Here is a 22,709-nt window from a genome sequence, read left to right as displayed (position 1 = left end):
GCATCACAAACGACAAACAGTCCAACCGAGGCCGGGATTACCCGGCCTCTTGTTCGGTTATCAAAAACCCAGCACCCAACCACCCAACGCCCCTACGATCACCACCAGCCAGGACGGTGCTTTCCAGCTGGTCAGCAAAACAAAACACAGCAACGCCAAAGCCATTTCCGCCGATGAATGAATGGCACTGGTAAACACCGGTTGATACAAGGCCGCCGCCAGAATCCCGACCACCGCCGCATTGGCTCCCGCCATCAGCGCCCGTAATCCGGCCCATTGCCCCGCCAGCTGCCAGAACGGCAAGACCGCCACCAGCAACAAAAAACCGGGCAGAAACACCGCCACCAGCGCCAGCCCGGCCAGACTCCAGGTCATCAGCCCGGAAGCCCCCAGACCTTGCGCCCACTCGGCCCCCAGAAATCCACTGAAAGTAAACAACGGCCCTGGCACCGCCTGAGTTGCGCCGTAACCGGCCAGAAAAGCCTCAGCCCCAACACGCCCGGCCTGCACGGTTTCTGCCTCCAGCAGTGGCAACACCACATGACCGCCACCAAACACCAGTGCCCCGGCCCGATAAAAGCTGTCGAACAGCTGCCAGCCCGGCTCCGCCGTTGCCTGCGCCAGCCAGGGTAATCCCCCCAGCAACACCACAAACAGCCCCAGAGCCACCAGACCAGCACGACGGGACACACCAAACAAGGGAACCTCCGGCACAGCCCCAGCCAAATGACGACAGCAGATCATGCCGCCCAGCATGCCCACTGCGATCGCCCATAACTGACCACTCAAACCACCCAGTAACAGTACCAGGGCCGCCGCCAGCAACGCCATCGATGCCCTGGCCCGGTCGGGGCACAAGGTACGCGCCATGCCCAGCACCGCGTGAGCAACAATGGCCACCGCCACAATTTTCAGCCCCTGTAACAGCGGCGCCAACGCTGCCACCGTAGTCGCCATGGTGGCCAACACCACCAGCGCCAGTGCTGACGGCAACGTAAACGCCAGCCAGGCCGCCAAGGCTCCGCCCCAGCCAGCCCGCATCAACCCCAGCCCAAAACCAACCTGAGAGCTGGCCGGGCCAGGCAAAAACTGACACAGGGCCACCAGATCGGCATACGCGGCATCGCTCAACCAGCCACGTTTTTCTACCAGCTCGCTACGGAAATACCCCAAATGGGCAACCGGGCCACCAAAAGACGTTAACCCCAGCCATAAAAAAACCCGGAATACTTCAATCACTCGTGCCATATACCGTCGCCCTGTATTGATTCAAAAACCCCTCGTACACACCCGGCCCGAGCCGGGCGATCTACCAGGGTAAAGGCTCGGCAATCTCCGCCCAGCGCTGCTGACTGTGAATATGATCCAGCGCATCCGCCAGCCCTTCGCAAGCCGCCAGTACCTGCTCCCAGCGCAGCCGCCGCTGTGAGTAATCAAAATCGTAAAAATCATCCAGATCCGGGATGCGGCCACCCGGCAAAGTCGCCGCAAACTCCCACGACGGCGCAATAATGATGGTGCGACGGTAATACTCCCGTGATGCGGTACGCCAGCGTAACTTCTTGTCGAACCAGCCACCCTTGGGAGCCTGGGCAAAATAATGGGGATACAGCACAAACCCTTTGTTCGGCAACACCGGCAAATCAAACTGGTAGTCGGTAATACCGCCATCCCGGTACGTGCCTTTTGGCGCTCCGGCAATATCACGCACCCCGTCGATCACCAACGGAATCGCCCCCGTCGCCAAAATAGCCGGGCGCAGATTATCGGCAGTTAATGTGACATGTTGTGCGGGCAAATGAGGAAAATGGTCGATGGGTGGCTTGTCGGGATGATGGAACAGCACTCGGTCAACCCAGGGGCGCATCCCCTTGCGAGACAACAGGTTGGCCCCAATCGCCCCGAGCCAGCCCGCCGTTTGTAGCCAGTGGGTATCACTGGCGGTCAAGCCACGACAGCGCGTCACCAGAGTGTGATAACGCATAAAAGGATGGGCCAGAATCTCCGCCAACCCCTGCTCACCCAGGGTGAGATCAAGAATATGACGACACTCGGTTGCCACTTCCTGCGGCGTTGGCTTGGCTGAATAACGCTGACTGACATACGCTTCAAGAAAACGCTGATGCGCCGCCAGGGCATCCTGCTGGGCAAAACAACTGAGCCGCCAGGCACCGGCCGACGTTCCCAACAAATGCAATGGCTGGCTGCGCTGGGCAAACCACTCCCGGAGCAAATAACGATCCATGGCCGCCAATACCAGCCACTTCGGCCCACCGGAAGCTCCCAGCACCACCTCAATATCATCCGCGTGCAAACCATGCTCACGAATATGCTGTAACGCCTCCGCGCCAGCGAACACCTTTAACGGCAAATGGGACACAGCCAGAATCCTGCTCAATACGATGAGCCGCTATGATGAGAGGATTAGAGGTCGGACTCAAGCCAGACAGCCTGAGCCGTTATAGTGCGTCGCAACCGTTGCCGATTGGCGGCCCGGCTGCCAGCAAAACTACTCGCCGCACACGATACGGTCGTACACCACAAAGCGATAAGGATAGGGATTGGTATCACTGGGGCCGTGGGCTTCGCTGCTCAACTCACGCCACTCGGAACGGTCAAAATCCGGGAAAAACGCATCGCCCTCGATATCGGCATCCACTTCCGTCAGATACATACGCTCAACCAGCGGCAACACCTGACGATAGATTTCCGCGCCCCCCATGATCATGGCCTCATCGGCATCGGTCTGTAACGCCAACCGCGCCGCCAGCTCGATGGCACACTCCAGACTGTCGACCACCGCCACACCATCCGCCTGATAATCCGGCTGACGACTGATCACAATATTGGCGCGACCAGGCAAGGCCCGGCCAATACTTTCATGGGTTTTACGCCCCATCACCACCGGCTTGCCCATGGTACTGTCGCGGAAATACTTCAAATCACCCGGCAAATGCCAGGGCAATTGATTATCGAGACCAATCGTATGGTTACGTGACAGAGCAACAATCAGAGACAGCTTCATGGGCAAGAACCGCGTCAAACCGGGAGAACATCACCGCTGTTACCAGCAAATGACACCAAACGACCGATGATAACGCCCGTATTGCAGCAGAACCAGCCCCCAAACGTGCCGGATGGACGCCACTGGTGTCCGCCCGACTCCGCACCTGATCAATTCCATGCAGGGGCCAGCTCTCCGTGTCTGATAAATTCCATCCGTATCCTTGCCGTCACATGATGGCCAAGTGCAGATTGAGATCAAACTGGAACAGGAAACGCTGTGGCTAACACAAGCGCAAATGGCGGAGCTTTTTGATACTAAGCGGTCCGCTATTACCAAGCATTTAAGCAATATTTTTAAAGCAGGCGAACTGGATGAAAAGAGCACGTGTTCCATTTTGGAACATGTGGCCGCACATGGTCAGACCTACAAAACCAAACACTATAACCTGGACGCCATTATCTCGGGGGTAAGCGTCCGGTAATCCCATCTTGAGCCTGTCTCTGCCTGCCCGCCTATTTCAGCTGCACCTTGAATTACGGACCCTTTAAATCGCTACCGGTGCCTTGATATGCGGGTGGTGCTGATAGCCTTCGATTTCAAAATCTTCAAAGCAGTAGTCAAACAAGGATGCCGGTTTGCGTTTGATATTCAGGCGCGGCAGCACTTTTGGCTCTCGTGACAATTGCTCATCGGTTTGTTCCAGGTGGTTGGCGTAGAGGTGTACGTCGCCACCGGTCCAGACGAAGTCGCCCACTGCCAGATCGCACTGCTGCGCCACCATATGCACCAACAGGGCATAACTGGCAATGTTGAAGGGGACGCCCAGGAAGATGTCTGCGCTGCGCTGGTAGAGCTGGCAGGAGAGCTTGCCTTCGGCAACGTAGAACTGGAAAAACGCATGACACGGCGGCAAGGCCATGTTGTGAATTTCCCCTACGTTCCAGGCACTGACAATCAGCCGACGGGAATCCGGGTTATTGCGAATCTGTTCAACCAGCTGGCTGAGCTGGTCGATATGCTCACCAGTGGCGGTGGGCCAGGAGCGCCACTGGGCACCGTAAACCGGCCCGAGGTTGCCTTCGGCATCGGCCCATTCATCCCAGATGGTTACCTTGTTGTCTTGCAAGTAACGGATGTTGGTGTCGCCACTGAGAAACCATAACAGCTCATGAATGATCGAGCGCAGATGCAGTTTTTTGGTGGTCACCAGCGGGAAACCATCCTGGAGATCAAATCGCATCTGATAACCAAAACAGCTGTAGGTGCCGGTGCCGGTACGGTCTTGCTTGAACACACCCTGTTCACGTACGTGTTTCATCAGTTGCAGATACGCTTTCATACATTACCTTTTATTATCAAACAAACGCTCAACTGACCGGCGCAAAACGATTACGCCGATAAGCCACCAGCAACAGAACCAGCCCAGCCAGAATCATCGGCATGCTGAGTAATTGTCCGCGGCTCATCCAGCCAAACAGGTCGAAGCCGATATGGGCATCCGGCTCGCGGTAAAACTCGGCGATGCTGCGGAATACCCCATAACCAAACAGGAACGCAGCCCCTACCGCCATGCGCGGACGCGGGCGGTTGGAATACCACAACAACAGAATAAACAGCAAAAAGCCTTCCAGCCCGGCCTGATACAGCTGTGACGGATGACGAGGCAGGTTATCGGCGCGGGGGAATACCATGGCCCAGTGCACTACCGCAGGGTCAGCAACGCGGCCCCAGAGTTCGCCACCAATAAAGTTACCAATACGTCCGAACATCAAACCGATCGGAACCAGTGGTGCTACAAAGTCACCGACATCAAAGTAGTTCTTTTTGTACTTGAAGCTGAACCAGCCCAGCGCAACCAGCACTCCGAGCAAGCCACCATGAAAGGACATGCCGCCTTCCCAGACCCGGAACAGCCACAGCGGATCTTCCAGAAACTGATCGAAGTTATAGAACAAAACGTAGCCAAAGCGGCCGCCGAGAATAACGCCCATGGCCCCAAAAAACACCAGATCAGACACCTGCTGATCGTTCCAGCCAGACTGGGGACGACGGGCACGCCAGATTGCCAGGCTGTAAGCGGCACCAAAGGCCAGCAGGTACATCAGGCCATACCAGTGAATTTTTAATGGCCCGATCGCCAGGGCAATCGGGTCGATCTCGGGATAAGTCATCATGGTGACGTCCTTACAATAAGTGTTACCCCGACCAGACGCGAGGACAAGACAGGCTGTGACAAGAGCCTAACGCCGGCGTTCGACACCATCATGACAGCGTCAGGAATTTGATGGATACGCCGATCAGCAAGACCGCAAATGCCTTTTTCAACTTGCGCTGATCCAGTCGATGCGCCAAATGGGCACCCAGGCGGGCAAAGGGCACGCTGGTGATGACAATACCGGCCACCGCAGGCCAATAAACAAAGCCGGTGCTCCAGGCGGGCAAGGCCGGGTTGCCCCAGCCGGACCAGATATTGGTTAATGCGCCGGTCAAGGCAATCGGCAAACCACACGCGGCGGAGGTTGCCACTGCCTGACGCATTTCGATCTGACGCCAGCTCAGGTATGGCACGGAAAACGTGCCGCCGCCAATACCAAACCAGGAAGAGCCAAAACCGATAACGGCTCCGGCCAATCCCAGCTCCTTGTGCCCCGGGGCGCTTTTACCCGGACGGGGTTGCAGCCCAAAAAACATCTGGATACCCAGCAAGGCAGCAAACACGCCGATGATTTTCAGCAGCAGCGGCCCGGGGACTTCGGCAATCAGTACCACGCCCAGGCTGGTGCCAACGATAATGCCCATCGTCATCAGCGACACCATTTGCCAATTGATGGCACCTTTCAGGTGGTGGGCGCGGATTGAACTGAGTGAGGTGAAAACAATGGTTGCCAGCGACGTGGCGACGGCCATATGGGTCATCACATCCACGCCAACGCCTTCTGCCGCCAAGGCAAACAGCACGGCCGGTACAATGATCATGCCGCCACCAATGCCAAACAACCCGGCCAGCGTTCCGGCAAAGGCACCTACCGCGAGATACATCAACAGAGTGGTCACAGACCACCTCCCGTGCAGAAGAGAAGAAAAGGCGCGCATTATACCCGGCATGGCCTGAATCGCGAGCGCAGCGGCAGGGTGCGTACCAGCCAGCAACACTCGGCAACCGCCCAGGTCGCCAAGCCACAGGCATCAGGGTAACCTTGAAGACACCGGTATCCGAGACTTTTACCATGTGCCTGATTGTATTTGACTGGCAGCCAGATGCGACCGATTGGCTGACGCTGACTGCCAATCGTGACGAATTTCATCAACGCCCCACCGCGCCGTTACACCGCTGGCCCGAGTCTCCCGACCTGGTTGCCGGGCAGGATTTGCAGCAAGGCGGCAGCTGGCTGGGAGTAACCAATGACCTGCGTTTTGCGGCAGTCACCAATATTCGTTTACCTGAGCCGCCAGAGCATGTGCGCTCTCGTGGTGAACTGGTGACCCGTTATCTGCGCAGCACACAAACACCTGCGGGCTTTGCCGATGCCTTGTTGCCGGAGGCAGGCCGTTATGGCCGCTTTAATTTGCTGTGTGGTACAGCGCATCAGCTTTGGTACATCACCAATACACCGGAACCCGCGGCGGTGGCGGTCTCTCCCGGCATACATGCGCTCAGTAATGCCTGGCTCGACAGTGACTGGCCCAAAGCACAGCTGGCGAAAGAGCAACTGCTGCAAGCCCAACGACGCCAGCAGCACCGGCCCACCTGGCAGCAGGATCAGTCTGAATTAACCCGCTTATTGAATCGCCGTCAGCCCTGGCCGGACGACAGGCTGCCCGACACCGGCGTTGCGCTGGAAACAGAGCGTTTGTTATCGGCGCAGTTTATTATCTCTGCCCGTTATGGCACCCGCAGTAGCAGCAGCCTGCTGGGCCGGGGGCAACGGCTCAGCATTGAAGAACAGCGCTGGCAAGAGAATGGCGCTGCAGGCGCCCGGTGCCGGTTTCAGCTACCCTTGATATAAAACAGTCAGCAAGCGCCCCGCGCAATCAGAGCAGCCGGGGCAATGAGTCGATCCAACCCTGGTTAACCGCGACCGGAAGCCGGGCCGATAATCCGGCCAAAGCCTTCTTTCTCCAGTGCCAGCTGTACCATGGCGGCAATCACATGGGCACTTTCGATCTGCATTACCTGATCGAGCAAGCGTTCTGCCCACTCCAGACTGACACCACGGATAACCGATTTTACTTTTGGCAGGTTGGTAGCGTTCATCGACAGCATCTCGTAACCCATGGCCATCAGCAGCACACTGCCAAGTGGATTACCCGCCAGCTCACCACAGACACTGACCGGCTTGCCCACTTCACGAGCGGTCTCGGCAATGATTTTAAGGGCCGACAAGACCGCCGGATGAAACGCCTGATAGAGGTCAGCCACCCGCGGGTTGTTACGATCCACCGCCAGCAGATACTGGGTCAGGTCGTTACTGCCGACCGACAGGAAATCAACTCGTAAGCCCAGATCACGGATCTGGAACACGGCGGAAGGTACCTCGATCATGACCCCGACTTTGGGCATGTCGATATCACAGCCTTCTTCGATCACTTCGGCATGGGCACGGTAAATCAGGTGCAGCGCTTCGTCGACTTCATGGACGCTGCTGATCATCGGCAGCATGATACGCAGGTTGTTCAGGCCTTCGCTGGCTTTCAGCATGGCCCGCACTTGCACCAGAAAAATCTCGGGATGATCCAGCGTTACCCGGATACCACGCCAGCCCAGAAAAGGATTGGCTTCGTTGATGGGGAAATAAGTCAGCGACTTGTCGCCACCGATATCCAGCGTCCTCATGGTCACCGGTGCCGGAGCAAACATCTCCAGCTGCTGGCGATAGATTTTTTGCTGCTCACTTTCACTGGGGAAACGATCCCGCATCATAAAGGGCACTTCGGTGCGGTATAAACCCACGCCTTCGGCACCCCGATCGAGACTGCGCAAGGCATCCGTCAGCAGGCCAGTATTGACCCATAAGGGAATACGATGACCGTCCAGGGTTTCGGCCGGTTCATCCCGCAGTACTTCCAGGTCTTCCTGCAGGGCCAGCTCTTCTTCGTAGATTTCCTGATACTCCGCGCGGATATCCTCATTCGGGTTGGACACCAAGACGCCACGATATCCATCCACCACCAGATCCTTGCCGTGCAACTGGGCGTAGGGTAAATCCACCACCCCCATTACGGTTGGAATCCCCATCGCCCGGGCCAGAATCGCCACGTGGGAGTTGGAGGAGCCTTTTACCGATACCAGTCCGCGTAACTTGCTGGTCGGTACTTCGCCCAGCATGGCAGGGGTCAGTTCTTCACTGACCAGAATGCAGTCGTCCGGAAATATTTTTTCCTCCGGCGCTTTATCCGCCGTGCCCTGCAGGTGGGCCAGAATACGGGTACCCAGATCCAGAATGTCCGTCGCCCGCTCACGCAGGTAAACGTCTTCCATCAGTTGGAAATGACCCACATACTGCATCACGACCTGGCGCAAGGCCCCTTGTGCCCACTGGCCTTCACGAATGCGGCTGGTGACTTCTGCCCCCAGGGCATTGTCGTCGAGCATATTGATATAAACATCAAACAGCGCCATTTCTTCCGGGCGCAGATCATGGCTGAGCTGGGCACCCAGATGACGGATTTCACTGCGGGCAGCAATCAGCGCCTTGTCAAAATTCTCCAGTTCCTGCTCAATGTCTTCGACCGTTTGGTCGACCACCACAATCAGGTCTGCCGCCGGGGTAATCACGTAACCGGTGCCAAGGCCGACACCCGCCGCCCCCGGTGCACCGTTAAAACGGGTACTTTTGCGTTCGGTGCTGGCAGGTGACAGCTCCAGAATATTTCCGGTCGCTTCAGCGTGGGCAATCACTCCGGCCAACTGGGCCGACATGGTGCCCAGAAAGGCTTCTTCACTTTCATCAAATTGCCGGCTGTCACGCTGCTGTACAACCAGCACCCCCATCAGGCGCTTGTTGTGAATAATCGGTACGCCAAGGAACGACAGAAACGGATCTTCTCCGGTCTCGGACAGGAAATGGAATTTGGGGTGTGACGGAGCATTGTCGATGTTGATCGGTTCGGCGCGGGCACCGACCAGGCCAACCAGACCCTGGGATGATGACAGGCTGACCCGACCAACGGCTTCTTGCTTCAGGCCTTCGGTCGCCATCAGTACATAACGCTTGCTGTCTGCATCAAACAGGTACACAGAACATACCTCGGTGTGCATAGCCTCGCGGATACGCACGACCACCACTTTTAATGCATCCTTAAGATCGCTGGCGCTGCTGACCTCCTGGACAATTCGGCGAAGTATGTCGAGCATAAGACCTCAACTGGTGCTTTTACGTTGCAAGCGAGCGATTTTCGGCGCCAGCTCAGTCATTGCGCGACGATAGACATCGCGCTTGAAAGCGACTACTTCACCCAACGGAAACCAGTAACTAACCCAGTCCCAGCCATCAAACTCCGGCTTGGGTGATGCAGCCACATCGATTCGTGCTTCTTCGGTGGTCAACTTTAACAGATACCACTTTTGCTTTTGGCCAACGCACACCGGTTGACGCCCCTGACGGATCATACGTTTTGGCAGGCGATAACGCAGCCAGCCACGAGTACAGCCCAGAATCTGGACATCGTTCGCTGTCAGGCCAACTTCTTCGGTCAACTCCCGATAAAGCGCATTTTCCGGGGACTCCCCCTGTTTGATCCCACCCTGAGGAAACTGCCAGGCATCCTGTCCTATGCGTCTGGCCCAGAGCACCTGGCCCTGGTCATTACACAGAATGATACCGACATTCGGGCGGTAACCCTGATCATCAATCACAATGCCATCCGAGAATTATTACAGAGTTGCAAAACTTGCCCATTTCAACGCAAAGGTCAAGCAACATGCATCGACTCGCAGGTATTGATTGTTATTCTTTATCTTCACCCGAACCACAGGATCTGACAAGCGGCGGAACAGGACGTTTATGCCAATGAGTGTCAGTCCGTGCCTGTTTTTAACGTGTGACCCGGGCTGCCCATTCATCATAGAATATGGCTCTTTGTGCAATTTTCGGCAATCCGTTCGGGAGAATCGTTTGGCTCTGGCAATTTTTGACCTCGACCACACCCTGTTATCCGATGACAGTGACCACGCATGGGGCCAGTATCTGGCCGACCGGGAACTCGTCGACCCGGCGGTGCATCAGCATCGCAACGACCACTTCTATGAACAATACAAAGCCGGCACGCTGGACATTCACGCTTACCTGCGTTTTGCCTTACAGCCGTTACTCGATTATCCACTGCAACATATGCTGGCCGAACGCGAGCGTTTTCTGGCTGAACGTATTGAACCACTGATCAGCCAAAAAAGCCGTGACCTGATCCAGAAGCATCGGGACCAGGGGGATCATTTACTGATCATTACCGCCACCAACGGTTTCATTACCTATCCGATTGCCGAGCGTCTGGGTATTGCCGACATTATTGCACCACACCCGGAAGTCATCGACGGCCAATACACTGGCGAAATTGTTGGCGTACCCAGCTTTCAGGATGGCAAGGTAACCCGGCTCAACGCCTGGCTGGAAGAGCATCAGCAGTCCATGGACGGTGCCTGGTTCTACAGCGACTCCCGCAACGATCTGCCACTGTTACGACTGGTCGATCATCCCGTGGCGGTCAACCCGGACAGCACTCTGGAAGCCGAGGCTCGCCAATATGGCTGGCCAATCATCTCACTGCGTGACGATTGATCCTGGCGCTGGCGCCAGTAACCATAGACCATCAGGAGGCAGGCACCAATGAAACGACTCATGATCGGACTGAGCAGTGCCCTGGCACTCGGCATGGTGGGCTGTGAACAATCGCAACCACCAGCGCAACCTCTCCCGACGGCGGCTGAGCTGAGCACCAGTCCGGGAGGATCTTTCCCGGCAACGATCAATGACCATTTGACTCATTCGGCCTTCGATAGCTACCTGCAGGCCTACGCCAGTAGCGAAGCGCTGCAAGGCGCTGTCTCGGCCCTGATCGGTCAACCCGATAGCGCCACGCTGGCCGCTGCCCGTAGCGCCTGGCGCGACAGCTACAGCGCGTTTTTACGTACTCGCCTGTATGGTTTTCTGCCGATATCGGACCCGGTTGAATGGCAGCGACAGGGCGTTAATTTCCACCAGATAGTCAATCAGATTGACAGCTGGCCGATTGAAGGCGGCTACCTCGACTATCTGCCGGGCTACCCCTTTACCGGCATTGTGAACGATCTGGCCTTGCCGTTGACCCCGGAAGCACTCAGGCAGCAGCATGGGTTTTCTGACCCGGCCTCGGTCAGCCTGGGGTTTCATGCGATTGAATTCTTGCTGTGGGGCAGTGACGGGCAACGCGACGCCTCTGACTATGTGCTGCCAGCCAATAACAGTAGCAGTAGCTCCAGCGAACCGGCTCCTGATGCCGTCACCAACCAGAAACGCCGCCGCCAATACCTGCAACTGGTGACGGCGCAATTACTGGATCACCAACACCTGTTACAAAGCCGCTGGCAGCAAGTTGACGGCTACTATGCCCAGCTGGTAACCAGCAGTACCCCGTCGGCAGCCCTGCAAGCCGGCATGAGTGCCTGTGCCTGGCTGATCCGAACGGAATTATTGGCAAAACGTCTGCCGGGTAACAGCAGTGAATTCAGCGATACCAGCCAGCAGGATATTCAGGCTCTGTTGCAAGGAATGCAGCTCTGGTTACTCGGTAACGAATCCCAGGAAGGGGCTTTAATATCGCTGCTAGGCGACAAGCATCCAGAATTATTGGCGCAATGGCAGGCGGCGCTGACCCAGGCTCTGACGCCTGTTAGTGAAACGGCCAGGGCCGAACCAGCCGATACCTCAGCAACCCCGGCAGAAGCAGCGGCAGAGATACCGGCAGCCACCTCGCAGGTTGATCACATCAAGCAGCTGGATAGTCTGTTGCAACAAACCGCCAGCCTGTTGCGCCTGACCTTGCCCAAGACATAACGGCCACGGACAGGGCTGGGCCGAACTTCTGCAACCGTGGTTAGCGGGTAGGTAATACGCGAGCGAACACGGCTTTGAGGTAACGGGTTTCCGGAATGGCCGGAACCACTGGATGGTCTGCACCCTGGCTACCGACGTGTTGAATCAGCACATCACGATCCAGCTCCCGACCCAGTGTCCGGATAATGCTCGGCAAGCGGGTTTCGCCCAGATGCATGGAGCAAGAACCAGCCACCAGCAGGCCATCACGATTCAGCAGACGCATCGCCAGCTGATTGAGGCGATGATAAGCCTGCTCACCAGCCTTGATGTCTTTGCGGCGCGGAATCAGCGCTGGCGGATCAACCACCACCACATCAAAACGCTCGCCACTGTCTTTCAGCTGCCGCAGTGCTTCAAAGGCATCGCCTTCCCAGCAGGTCATCCGTTCTGCCACGCCGTTCAGCTCCGCATTCTGGGCAACCCAATCCAGAGCCTTGGCAGAGGAATCCACACAGTGAACTTCTGCAGCACCATGGCGGGCCGCCTGCACGCCCCAGCCGCCGATATAACTGAAAACATCCAGTACCCGTTTGCCCGTCACCAACCGGTTCAGCACCGCCCGGTTTTCACGGTGATCGTAGAACCAGCCGGTTTTTTGGCCATCGATCACAGGCACCATAAAGCGGGTACCGTTTTCAATCATGGGGGCGCAGTTGTCTTCCAGCTCGCCGTACACAACGTCGACGTATTCTGGCAAACCTTCAACGGCCCGCAGCTTGCCGGTATTTTTCAGTACCACGGCGTCCGGCTTGATCACCTTGACGATGGCATCCACGATTTCCTGCCGCAGGGTTTCCATCAGGACACTGGAAATTTGCACTACTGCGACATCACCAAAACGGTCAACAACCAGCCCCGGCAGGCCGTCACTGTCGCCATACACCCAGCGGTAGCAGCCATCAGGATACCAAAGTTCACGGCTACTCAGGGCAACCTTGAGGCGATGTACAATCAGCGAGCTGTCGAGAAACTGCTTGCTGTCACGGCTGATCAGACGCGCACAAATCAATTGATCCGGGCTGACCACCGCACTGCCCAGCGCCTTGCCGTTGGCCATTTCGATCACCACCTGGCTACCGGACTCCAGACCTTGAATCGGCGTTTTTTTGGTGTCCACCTCGTTACTGTAAACCCACAAATGACCGGATTTAAGACGGCGTTCCGCTTGTGGGTTCAAGCGTAGACAGGAAACAGCTTCAGACATGGAGACCTCAACAGGGTGGAGCAAAAAGAACCGGGCATTATATCGGTTTGCGACACATGCAGCGAAACATTCCTGCTGTCATCACCGTTTATTCGCTGCGGTCTGTGCCAGTACTGATCATAAGCAACTTGCACTTGTACGTAATACATACGGACGTCGTGTTGAGCACGAACCGGCCAGCACACCAAATGGAGCTACAGGCCCATTGCCTGCATCATGGCGTGCTGCTTGACGGGTAACAGCCGGTCAAACCGGTTCATTCCGACGTTACGCAGTAATCGCACCAGTGGCGCATCAGCAGCAAACAGACGCTTGAAGCCTTCCATCGCCGCCATGGTCGCGAGGTTATCGGCCTGACGTCGACGCTGATAACGGGCCAGCACCTGATCGTGTCCGGGAGAGATGCCACGTGCAACAGCCGTCAGTACTTCAGCGGCCAGCACTTCCACGTCCTTGAAACCGAGGTTGACGCCCTGTCCGGCCAACGGATGAATGGTGTGTGCGGCATCCCCCGCCAGCACTACACCGTCTTGCCAGTAACGGCGGGCATGGCGCTGGCGCAAAGGAATCGCGGCCCGTTGAGAACACCCGGTAACGGTTCCCAATCGCTGCTCGAAGGCTTCGGCCAGGGCGTGACCAAAAGCCTCGTCCGACAGCGCCATCAGCGCATTGGCCTCATCGTCACTGGTAGACCAGACAATCGAAGCCAGATGCGGATTGGTTGGCATAGGCAACAAGGCCAGTGGTCCCTGTGGCCGAAAGCGCTGCCAGGCGGTGGCCGCCAACGGTTTCTCCATGGCGACGGTCGCCACCAGCGCCTGATGCTGGTAATCCCATTCCCGCGTTGGTAATCCAACCCACTGCCGCACCCGGGAATGCGCGCCATCGGCTCCGACCACCAGTGCCGCCAGCAAGGTATCCCCCTGCGCCAGCACTACGGGCGTCAGGCCGTCGGACTGACGGCTGTCGAGATATTGCACCGGCTGCGCGATCTGGGTCACCGCCGGGCACGAGGCCAGCTGCTGCCGCAACCCGGCCAGGGTTTCGCGATTTTCAACGATGTGGCCAAGGCAAGGAACGTGCAAATCGGCAGCATCAAAATTCACTTCACCGGTGCCTTCTGCATCCCACACCGTCATATGCGTGTAAGGCTGACACCGTTGTGAGCGAATCCATTGCCAGGCGCCGATATCGGTCAGAAAATTCTGGCTGCGCGCGGTCAAGGCACTCACCCGCAGATCAAATCCATCCAGCCCCTCCGTGGGCAATACCGCCGGAAGCTCCGCTGCGGACGCCAACGCCGGATCAACCAGAGCAATAGCCAGCTGCGGATTACCCTGTGCCAAAGCGGCCGCCAGGGATTGTCCGACCAGCCCGGCACCAATAATTACCACGTCATAACGCATCAGCAGACTCCGACCGGGAAGATAAATTGTCAGGTTTTGGGGTTGGCGGCAAACCAAACCGGGGCGCAGGCTGGCCCAGCCCCATGGCGTGACGTGCCAATAACCGTCGCGGCACCGTCAGGCTGGCCAGCGCCAGCAGTCCGGCACCACGACCCAGCGCCGTCAAGGTGCCGGGGTGGGAAAACACTCTGGGCAACAGGTCACTGGCCAGAATGGTATTGGCCTGATCCTGCTGTTGCTGCTGGGCGTATTCCAGCAATACGGTGAGATCACCTAACGGTCGCTTCATCGACCAGCTTTCCAGTACACGGGCCGCCAGCGCGGCGGTATCTCTTAATGCCAGGTTAAAGCCTTGTCCGGCCACCGGATGCAGGCTGTGAGCAGCATTCCCCAGCAACACCAGGCCCCGGCGTACCTGTTCGCCACTGCGCACCAGTGCCAGCGGGTAACTGAAGCGTTCGCCAACCCGCAGAATACGGCCGCTGCGATAGCCGACCTGCTGTTGTAACTGCTCGGCAAACAAGGCATCTGGCAACGCCATAATACGTTCACAATCATCAGGGGGCAGAGTCCAGACCACCGCAAAGTGGCGCTGCTGTAACGGCAGCAAGGCCACCGGGCCATGGTCACTGAAGCGTTCATAAGCCCAGTGCTGATGCTCGCGATCCATTTCAACCTGGGTTACCAGTGCCATGCGGCCATAGTCTTCACGCTGATGCCGAATTCCCAGCTGTTGCGCCAGACCGGAGCGGCCACCATCGGCCATGACCAAAAGCGCCGTGGTGAGGGTCTTGCCATCGGCCAGGGTCAGCTGGCTACCGGTGGCGGTCATGGTAACTTGCGTTACCTCGGTATCGGACAACAGGGTGACATTCGGGCAGGAATCCAGCCCTTGCAGCAGTGCCCGCCCCAATACCGCGTTTTCAACGATATAGCCCAATGCTTCGGTGCCCTGCTCGCTGGCGTGTAGATGGGTTTGCCCAAAGCGGCCACGGTCCGATACCTGAATATGTTCAATCGCACAGGCCCGGTCCGCCACCGCCGACCAGCACCCCATACGTTCCAATAACTGCCGTGATCCCCAGGCCAGCGCCGTGGCACGACCATCAAAACTGGGCGGTCTCTCCAGTATGTCGGCAGTCCAGCGAATCTGCTGGCGATCGATCAACGCAATGCGCAGACCGTCATCCAGCGCAGGCTGCAGCAGGTGCACCAGGCTGGCGCCGGTCATGCCAGCACCGAGAATCACCAGGTCAAAGGCAGGGGAAGATAAGGCAGGTTCGGTCATGGATAACGCTCTTTGTTCAGCAGGTGACACTCTGACGGGTGGCTCGCGGCAGGGTCAAGAGCCTGTCACGATTAGCGCCCGCCAAGGCAAGAAAAACACACCGGGCATTGCCCTCAGTCAGTCAACCCGCCCTGAACCAGTGCTTCTATTTCCTCAACGGTTTTCGGCACTCCAGCCGTCAGTACATCACAGCCATCGACACGTACAACCACGTCGTCCTCGATGCGGATACCGATGCCGCGCCAGCGCGCCTCGACGGTTTCATCGTCTGGTGCCACATACAATCCTGGCTCGACGGTCATCACCATGCCGTTTTCCAGTCGTCTTGGCTCGCCGTCGATGCGGTATTCCCCCACATCGTGTACGTCCATACCGAGCCAGTGTCCGGTTTTGTGCATATAGAAACGGCGGTATTCACCGGAGGCCAGAATCTCATCCGGATCACCGGACAATAAGCCGAGTGCCAGCAATCCTTCGACCAGCACGGTTACTGCGGCATCGTGTGGATCATTCCAGCGATTGCCAGCCTTGATCCAGTCCATGGCGGCGTATTGGGAATCCAGCACCAGGTTATACAGGGCTTTTTGTTCTGCACTGAAATGGCCATTGGCCGGGAAGGTGCGGGTAATATCAGAGGCGTAATAGTCCAGTTCACAACCGGCATCAATCAGAATCAGATCACCGTCCTGAATCTGCGCATCGTTACGGGTGTAGTGCAGGATGCAGGCGTTTTCACCACTGCCGACAATCGAAGGATAGGCCGGCCAACGACTGCCAGCAGCCATAAAGGTACGCATGATTTCGGCATCCAGCTGATATTCATACATCCCCGGCTCAACCATTTGCATGGCCCGACAGTGGGCATTGGCGCTGATTGCTGCTGCTTGTCGCATCAGGTCGATTTCGGCCTCGGATTTGATCAGCCGCATTTCGTGCAGGATATGATCCAGGCCGCTGAATTCCCGTGGTGGCCGTGAGCCGTTACGCACCTGGGATTTGATATGGTTGACCCATCCCATTAGCTGGTTGTCGAAGTCCGGGCTGACGCCCAGATTGGCGTAAATCTTGTCCCGGCCTTCAATCAGGCCAGGCAGGATGTCGTCGATATCGGTGATCGGAAAGGCATCATCGGCTCCCAGTCGCTCCAGCGCGGCTTCTGGCCCTACCCGGCGACCCGTCCAGATTTCCTGTTCCTTGATTTTTTCCTGGCAGAACAAAACGTATTCGCCATATTCCCGCCCCGGAATCAGCACCAGCACGGCGTGTTCTTCGTCAAAGCCGCTGAGGTAATAAAAATCGCTGTCCTGGCGAAACAGGTATTCCACGTCCCGGTTGCGCACATGCACCGGAGACGATGGAATAATCGCGATGCTGTTATCACTCATTTGCGCCATCAGTTGCTGACGACGACGAGCGTATTCGGATGCTTCCAGTTTCATATCACCTCCGGATCAATGCAGGGTTGTGGATGACGAACCAGCCGAGCGGTTCATGTTGTAAAACACCGTCAGGGCCGCCACCCGGGCGTGCTCGGACAGATCAAGGTACATGCCTTCGTTGGCGGCATCGTCCAGGTCGTCAACCTCGGCCTGGGAAAAGGCATCCAGATCACGCAAGACTTCCACGACATCTTCCGGTAACTGCCCGGCAGAGCGCTCGGAAGCCCCAAAGCCATCGAGGAAACCTTTGCTCCATTCCGCCAGGCATTCGACCTGCTCGGCGACATCAGCATCTTCGTCACTGGGTAATAACGGGCTGTAGGCCATTTCTTCCGCACCAATCACAGCCAGCACCCAGTCATAGAATTCTGGCAACATATCGGACAGTGGCGGCTCTGGAGCCATTTCCAGTTCCAGGTAATCCATGGCTTCTGCCAGCCATTGTTTCGGTGTCAGGCGGGAACCACTGGCCAGATAACCACTCAACCAGCCGTGCAAAGCCGACGGGGATTGGTAACAACGGGCTTCAAGCCAGATATCCGCTGCACTGGCAAAGTCAAATTTCATAACAACCTCTATATAATCAATCTGTTTATTCTAACATTGCCATCGTGCAGGTTGCCCGCTTTCACTGGAGTCGACAGTCGGATTGACCAGCCACTTGGACGGCTCTTATAGTAGTAGCCCCAGTCCAGCCCTGAACCAGAAGAATGTTATGCCAGCAAATGACTTGCACAGCCTGCAGCAGCGTATCCTGAAACTGCTCGACATCCATCAGGAACTGTACGAAGAAAACCAGCGCATGCGTGCTGAAGAAGCGAACTGGCAGTCTGAACGGACCAGACTGGTACAGCAAAACGAAGCGGCACGCCGCAAGGTTCATGAAATGATACAAAAATTGCAAGTGCTGGAGCGCAACTGTGGCCAATGACCCCAGAACCCTGAGTCTCACGATTCTGGACCGGGAATACCGGATCAACTGCCCTGCCGGGGCCGAACAGCAGCTGCGTGATGCCGCGCACCTGCTCGACCAGAAGATGGCTGAAATCAAGAATTCGACGTCGTCCTCCGGTACCTTGCCGGGTACCGACCGGATTGCGGTGATCGCGGCGCTGAACATTGCCCATCAGTTACTCGAAACACAACACGAGCTGCAGCAACAGGCGACTATTTTTGATGACCTGAATAATCGGCTGGACACTGCGCTGAATCTCTCCGCACAACGTGAAAACGAGCATTCTGCCGCAGACTTTTCGCAGAACTCCTGATCTCTGATATACTCGCCAGCTCCTGCCGCATTGGCCAGTCGACAAAGACCTCGAGCCGATGTCCACAACCCCGGAGGGTTCCAGTCGCTGTTGTGCGCATGTCCGGTTTCCGGAAAGCCTGATTCAGTGAAGAACCCACCACCTTGAACCATTGGGTTCAAGGCCTTTTTCCGACAGCGGTGCGGCGGGCCTCCTTTCTGATTTGCTTACATCCTGTATTCCTGTCCCTATGAACAAACCTCAAATTCGCAAGGCCATGCGCTTGCAGCGTCGCTCCCTGACAGCGCAACAGCAACGCCAGGCAGCACGAGGCCTGCAACGCTCGTTATTACAGCCGGGTGCCCTGCTGGCTGCCCGGAGAATCGCGCTGTATCTGGTGAATGATGGTGAAATCAACCCGGAGCAGATCATCAAGCAGCTGATCCGAATGGGCAAGGAAGTCTATCTGCCCAGCTTGCATCCGCTACGTCGCGGCGAACTGGCGTTTATCCGTTATCAGCCAGGCACACGCATGAGCAACAACCGCTTTGGTATCGCAGAGCCGGATTTTCGCTACGGCAAACGCTGCCAGGCAAGATTCTTGTCTGTTATCTGCTTGCCACTGGTTGCGTTTGACCTGCATGGCAATCGTATGGGGATGGGTGGCGGCTTTTACGACCGCTCGCTGGCCTTTACTCAGCGCGCAGGCAAGCACCCAAAGCTCATAGGCTGCGCCCATGAGTTTCAGTGTCTTGCTACGCTTCCTGCTGAAGCCTGGGATATTCCTTTATCTGCTATTGCTACCGATACCGCACTACGATGGGTGCCAGCCAGTTAGCGAATAGTATGTTCCGATGCCAGGACGGCAGACGGACGTTGATTCTCATCGATTGTCATGCCAGTAATGGCAGCACCCAAAATAACAACCAATCCTACAAAGACCAGTAAATCTGGCTTCTTCATTGAAAGTGACTCCAGCAAAAATCTACTTTTATACGTATGGCCTACCAAGATGACACCAGGCAGACATATAGCTACTTTGTCTGTCTTTGAGCAACATTTCTGCCACTTTAGTCACAAGTAGTGACCAAAGTATGAATAGCACCAGAATTGCCCTTCTGTTTTGAGCAATGACGCCAAAATCAGTGCGCTCATTTTCTGAAAGACCGACCCACCAGGCAAGAAAAGCTGTTATTGCACCATTTGAGGTCGAAAATCAAATCTATCATCCGTCAGATAATCTGCGTATGGCAGGCTGTTCCCCGATATATTTCGCCGGCCTGCTTCTTTTTATGGCACTGCTCTTAAAAAAGAGCAGCTCATTGCCCTGTTTTGGAAGCCGTCTCCTGAGCAGCCAACACAGCACTCAAATCTGACCGCATCACCTCGTATACGTTCCCCAATCGTTCCGGAGATTCATTCACCAGGTGGTGATGAGCACCGACGATGCGGCTCAACATTAACGCCGGGAACAACCGCTGATAGGCCGGAATATTGTAACGCCAGTCAACGGTCTGATCCGCCGTCCCCTGAATCATGCGTACCGGATAATCAAACGGTGATCGCCGCTCGATCCAGCCGAGCCAACGCTTGAGTGCCGTCACCCAATGGACACTCAAATAACGGGATTGCAGGGGGTCACTACTGGCAACAAATTCAGCAAATACCCGATTATTACCGTTCAGCACAAAACGTCTCGGCACCCGGGCGACAAAACGGTGTACCAGCGTATGTATCCAGCGGCCGCTGCGCCATCCCGCTGGCCGTAACAACGGGGCCAGCAGCCAGACCAGCAACGGCCCGGACTGACCGGCTACCGGGTGGCGCTTGAGCAGATAGCTGGCCAGAATCGCTCCCCCGGTACTCTGACCGGCAGCCAGCCAGGGCAACGCCGGCAGCTGCTGTTCAGCCTGCTGGAACACATCGGCAAACACGGTTTCATACTGATCAAAATCGTCGATTCTGGCTGCCTCACCACTCGACAAGCCATGCCCCGGCAAGTCGAATGCCACCAGGTTCAGGCGCTGGGCCCGGCAAAATCCAATCAGGCTGCCATACAGCCCGACATGGTCATAATAGCCGTGCACCAGAATAAGATTGGCCACCGCGTCAGGACAAACCCAGTACTGCAGCGCAATATCAAAACCGGCACTTTCCAGCTTGCCCATGCGGTGCTGTCCGGCTTCAACATCGGGTAACCGATAATACTGCCGATACGCCTGTGTCAATGCCTCAGGAGCCGACGGCTGCCAACGGATACGCCAGTCAGGCAGGGCATTCCGGAGCGGATATGAATTCCATAATTCTTTGGTTGTTTTCACCACGCCGATCCTCTTGCGTCTAACACCATAGTCCTCAGCAGCCATAGCGCCATGTCTTTATTTGGTGGCGGCTGCAAACAACAATAGTAAGCCACAAAAAAAGGCCGCCGAAGCGACCTTTCCTTATGACAACCCGTTCATCCGAAGATTAAACGGAGTAGTACATATCGAACTCAACCGGGTGAGTGGTATGTTCAACGCGGTAAACATCTTCCATTTTCAGGTCGACGTAAGCTTCGATCATATCTTCAGTGAATACACCACCAGCTGTCAGGAAGTCGCTGTCAGCTTTCAGGCTGTCCAGGGCTTCACGCAGGCTGCCACACACTTGTGGGATAGCTGCGGCTTCTTCAGCAGGCAGGTCGTACAGATCCTTGTCTGCTGCATCGCCAGGGTGCAGTTTGTTTTTGATGCCGTCCAGGCCAGCCATCAGCATGGCTGCGAATGCCAGGTATGGGTTGGCAGTCGGATCAGGGAAACGTGCTTCGATACGCTTGCCTTTAGGAGACGCAACGTAAGGAATACGGATAGAAGCAGAACGGTTACGGGCAGAGTATGCCAGCATGACCGGGGCCTCGAATCCAGGAATCAGACGCTTGTAGGAGTTGGTTGACGGGTTGGTGAACGCGTTCAACGCTTTGGCGTGCTTGATGATACCGCCAATGTAGTACAGAGCTGTTTCGCTCAGTCCTGCATAAACGTCACCGGCAAACTGGTTTTCGCCATCTTTCCAGAAAGACTGGTGCACGTGCATACCGGAACCGTTGTCACCAACGATTGGCTTCGGCATGAAAGTAGCTGTTTTGCCATAAGCAGCGGCAACGTTGTGCACGATGTATTTCATCATTTGCACTTCGTCGGCTTTTTTCACCAGCGTGTTGAATTTAACACCGATTTCGTTCTGGCCGGCGTTTGCTACTTCGTGGTGATGTACTTCAACGTCCAGACCAATAGCCATCATGGTGTTACACATGGCAGCACGGATGTCGTGGTGGCTGTCGACTGGAGGAACAGGGAAGTAACCGCCCTTGACGCGTGGACGGTGACCCAGGTTGCCGCCTTCGGTAACGGCTTCAGTTGCCCAGGCACCTTCGTCAGAATTGATTTTGTAGAAGTTGCCGGTCATGTCCTGACCCCAGCGAACATCATCAAACATGAAGAATTCTGGCTCTGGACCAAAGAAGGCAGTATCACCCAGACCAGTAGACTTCAGGTATTCTTCAGCGCGCTTGGCTACAGAACGGGGATCGCGCTCATAGCCTTGCATGGTGCTAGGCTCAATAATGTCGCAACGCAGAACCAGCGTTGCATCTTCAGTGAAGGGATCCATGAAAGGCGTGGTGTCATCCGGCATCAAGATCATGTCGGATTCGTTGATGCCTTTCCAGCCGGAGATGGATGAGCCATCAAACATCTGGCCATTTTCGAAGAATTCTTCGTCGACATAGCTGGCAGGAATGGTTACATGCTGCTCTTTACCTTTGGAATCGGTAAAACGCAGGTCAACCCACTTAACGTCATTTTCTTTGATCAGATTCAGAGTGTTCTCTGACATTTACTTATCTCCAGATGCTGTTTCATATCCGATAATGGGGTCCAGCCCCTGCTACCATGCCCGAAAAAGGAGCAATTCGCGTGCCATTTAGAGGCATGCAGAAAACCTCACGGTATTCAGGGTATATCCGATCCCACAATCGTCTTTTTTGCACACTTCAGGTGCCTTACA

23 protein-coding genes and 1 other RNA gene are annotated in these 22,709 nt (G+C 56.2%); 8 read left to right on the top strand and 16 right to left on the bottom strand.

Going from position 1 to position 22,709, the window contains the following annotated elements; genetic code table 11:
• Positions 1–60: 60 nt before the first annotated feature.
• The 3 genes from chrA to folA all read right to left on the bottom strand — a co-directional run bounded on the left by chrA (position 61) and on the right by folA (position 3,025).
• Entirely contained in the window at positions 61–1,248 is a 1,188-nt protein-coding gene (gene chrA / locus Q8W22_RS02290; protein ID WP_305451475.1) for a chromate efflux transporter, read from the bottom strand.
• 61 nt (positions 1,249–1,309) lie between these two features.
• The gene (locus Q8W22_RS02285) at positions 1,310–2,380 is read right to left on the bottom strand and encodes a patatin-like phospholipase family protein (protein WP_303431163.1); all 1,071 of its coding nucleotides are present in this window, start codon (positions 2,378–2,380) and stop codon (positions 1,310–1,312) included.
• Between the two features lie 129 nt (positions 2,381–2,509).
• Positions 2,510–3,025: a type 3 dihydrofolate reductase gene (gene folA / locus Q8W22_RS02280; protein ID WP_305451474.1), complete on the bottom strand. Its 516-nt coding sequence runs from the start codon at positions 3,023–3,025 to the stop codon at positions 2,510–2,512.
• A 223-nt stretch (positions 3,026–3,248) separates the two neighbouring features.
• Here folA and Q8W22_RS02275 point away from each other — a divergent pair, with 223 nt between their 5' ends.
• Positions 3,249–3,488, top strand: coding sequence for a hypothetical protein (locus Q8W22_RS02275; protein WP_305451473.1), 240 nt, complete (start codon positions 3,249–3,251; stop codon positions 3,486–3,488).
• Between the two features lie 63 nt (positions 3,489–3,551).
• On the opposite strand, the gene thyA is transcribed toward Q8W22_RS02275, so the two are convergent.
• The 3 genes from thyA to Q8W22_RS02260 form a co-directional block, all read right to left on the bottom strand.
• Positions 3,552–4,346, bottom strand: a complete 795-nt coding sequence (gene thyA / locus Q8W22_RS02270; RefSeq protein WP_305451472.1) for a thymidylate synthase — start codon at positions 4,344–4,346, stop codon at positions 3,552–3,554.
• Between the two features lie 28 nt (positions 4,347–4,374).
• A complete protein-coding gene (lgt, locus tag Q8W22_RS02265; protein WP_303431167.1) occupies positions 4,375–5,181 on the bottom strand; it encodes a prolipoprotein diacylglyceryl transferase in 807 nt (268 codons plus the stop codon).
• A gap of 88 nt (positions 5,182–5,269) precedes the next feature.
• Positions 5,270–6,061, bottom strand: a complete 792-nt coding sequence (locus Q8W22_RS02260) for a sulfite exporter TauE/SafE family protein (RefSeq protein ID WP_368501340.1) — start codon at positions 6,059–6,061, stop codon at positions 5,270–5,272.
• Positions 6,062–6,234: 173 nt separating this feature from the next.
• On the opposite strand from Q8W22_RS02260, the gene Q8W22_RS02255 reads away from it, so the two are divergent.
• The gene (locus tag Q8W22_RS02255; protein WP_305451471.1) at positions 6,235–7,014 is read left to right on the top strand and encodes an NRDE family protein; all 780 of its coding nucleotides are present in this window, start codon (positions 6,235–6,237) and stop codon (positions 7,012–7,014) included.
• A 62-nt stretch (positions 7,015–7,076) separates the two neighbouring features.
• On the opposite strand, the gene ptsP is transcribed toward Q8W22_RS02255, so the two are convergent.
• On the bottom strand, positions 7,077–9,362 hold the full coding sequence (ptsP, locus tag Q8W22_RS02250) for a phosphoenolpyruvate--protein phosphotransferase (protein ID WP_303431169.1): 2,286 nt from the start codon (positions 9,360–9,362) through the stop codon (positions 7,077–7,079).
• Between the two features lie 6 nt (positions 9,363–9,368).
• Positions 9,369–9,863 (bottom strand): RNA pyrophosphohydrolase, encoded by a 495-nt coding sequence (rppH, locus tag Q8W22_RS02245; RefSeq protein WP_303431170.1) that lies wholly within the window; start codon positions 9,861–9,863, stop codon positions 9,369–9,371.
• Positions 9,864–10,122: 259 nt separating this feature from the next.
• Here rppH and Q8W22_RS02240 point away from each other — a divergent pair, with 259 nt between their 5' ends.
• On the top strand, positions 10,123–10,782 hold the full coding sequence (locus tag Q8W22_RS02240; protein WP_303431171.1) for an HAD family phosphatase: 660 nt from the start codon (positions 10,123–10,125) through the stop codon (positions 10,780–10,782).
• 48 nt (positions 10,783–10,830) lie between these two features.
• Entirely contained in the window at positions 10,831–12,036 is a 1,206-nt protein-coding gene (locus Q8W22_RS02235) for an imelysin family protein (protein ID WP_305451470.1), read from the top strand.
• 40 nt (positions 12,037–12,076) lie between these two features.
• Here the strand turns inward: Q8W22_RS02235 and Q8W22_RS02230 are convergent, their stop codons facing one another.
• From Q8W22_RS02230 to Q8W22_RS02210, 5 genes are all read right to left on the bottom strand, one after another.
• The gene (locus Q8W22_RS02230; RefSeq protein ID WP_303431173.1) at positions 12,077–13,282 is read right to left on the bottom strand and encodes a class I SAM-dependent rRNA methyltransferase; all 1,206 of its coding nucleotides are present in this window, start codon (positions 13,280–13,282) and stop codon (positions 12,077–12,079) included.
• A gap of 194 nt (positions 13,283–13,476) precedes the next feature.
• Positions 13,477–14,688 carry a UbiH/UbiF/VisC/COQ6 family ubiquinone biosynthesis hydroxylase gene (locus Q8W22_RS02225; RefSeq protein WP_303431174.1) on the bottom strand — a complete coding sequence of 404 codons (1,212 nt, stop codon included), beginning with the start codon at positions 14,686–14,688 and terminating at the stop codon, positions 13,477–13,479.
• Positions 14,678–15,976, bottom strand: a complete 1,299-nt coding sequence (gene ubiH, locus Q8W22_RS02220; RefSeq protein WP_305413561.1) for a 2-octaprenyl-6-methoxyphenyl hydroxylase — start codon at positions 15,974–15,976, stop codon at positions 14,678–14,680. The genes Q8W22_RS02225 and ubiH overlap by 11 nt, the downstream gene beginning before the upstream one ends.
• A gap of 113 nt (positions 15,977–16,089) precedes the next feature.
• The gene (gene pepP / locus Q8W22_RS02215) at positions 16,090–17,415 is read right to left on the bottom strand and encodes a Xaa-Pro aminopeptidase (protein ID WP_305451469.1); all 1,326 of its coding nucleotides are present in this window, start codon (positions 17,413–17,415) and stop codon (positions 16,090–16,092) included.
• 12 nt (positions 17,416–17,427) lie between these two features.
• A complete protein-coding gene (locus Q8W22_RS02210; protein ID WP_303431179.1) occupies positions 17,428–17,982 on the bottom strand; it encodes a UPF0149 family protein in 555 nt (184 codons plus the stop codon).
• A 148-nt stretch (positions 17,983–18,130) separates the two neighbouring features.
• Here Q8W22_RS02210 and Q8W22_RS02205 point away from each other — a divergent pair, with 148 nt between their 5' ends.
• The 4 genes from Q8W22_RS02205 to Q8W22_RS02190 all read left to right on the top strand — a co-directional run bounded on the left by Q8W22_RS02205 (position 18,131) and on the right by Q8W22_RS02190 (position 19,500).
• Positions 18,131–18,346 carry a DUF904 domain-containing protein gene (locus Q8W22_RS02205; protein WP_303431180.1) on the top strand — a complete coding sequence of 72 codons (216 nt, stop codon included), beginning with the start codon at positions 18,131–18,133 and terminating at the stop codon, positions 18,344–18,346.
• On the top strand, positions 18,336–18,683 hold the full coding sequence (locus Q8W22_RS02200; protein WP_303431182.1) for a cell division protein ZapA: 348 nt from the start codon (positions 18,336–18,338) through the stop codon (positions 18,681–18,683). Before Q8W22_RS02205 ends, Q8W22_RS02200 begins: the two co-directional genes overlap by 11 nt.
• A 16-nt stretch (positions 18,684–18,699) precedes the next feature.
• Positions 18,700–18,877, top strand: a non-coding RNA gene (gene ssrS, locus Q8W22_RS02195) — 6S RNA.
• A gap of 35 nt (positions 18,878–18,912) precedes the next feature.
• Positions 18,913–19,500 carry a 5-formyltetrahydrofolate cyclo-ligase gene (locus Q8W22_RS02190; protein ID WP_305413567.1) on the top strand — a complete coding sequence of 196 codons (588 nt, stop codon included), beginning with the start codon at positions 18,913–18,915 and terminating at the stop codon, positions 19,498–19,500.
• On the opposite strand, the gene Q8W22_RS02185 is transcribed toward Q8W22_RS02190, so the two are convergent.
• From Q8W22_RS02185 to glnA, 3 genes are all read right to left on the bottom strand, one after another.
• The gene (locus Q8W22_RS02185; protein WP_303431185.1) at positions 19,497–19,625 is read right to left on the bottom strand and encodes a hypothetical protein; all 129 of its coding nucleotides are present in this window, start codon (positions 19,623–19,625) and stop codon (positions 19,497–19,499) included. The two genes, Q8W22_RS02190 and Q8W22_RS02185, sit on opposite strands and share 4 nt — an antisense overlap.
• A gap of 356 nt (positions 19,626–19,981) precedes the next feature.
• Complete coding sequence (locus tag Q8W22_RS02180; RefSeq protein WP_303431186.1) at positions 19,982–20,983, bottom strand: alpha/beta hydrolase; 1,002 nt, start codon at positions 20,981–20,983, stop codon at positions 19,982–19,984.
• Between the two features lie 148 nt (positions 20,984–21,131).
• Complete coding sequence (gene glnA, locus Q8W22_RS02175; protein WP_303431187.1) at positions 21,132–22,538, bottom strand: glutamate--ammonia ligase; 1,407 nt, start codon at positions 22,536–22,538, stop codon at positions 21,132–21,134.
• Positions 22,539–22,709: the final 171 nt, after the last annotated feature.

It is taken from the genome of Oceanobacter sp. 1_MG-2023 (genome assembly GCF_030689025.1).
Classification (GTDB): Bacteria; Pseudomonadota; Gammaproteobacteria; order Pseudomonadales; family Oceanobacteraceae; genus Oceanobacter.
The sequence above is the reverse complement of the archived record's forward strand: the minus strand, read 5'-3'. Positions and strand labels throughout refer to the sequence as shown.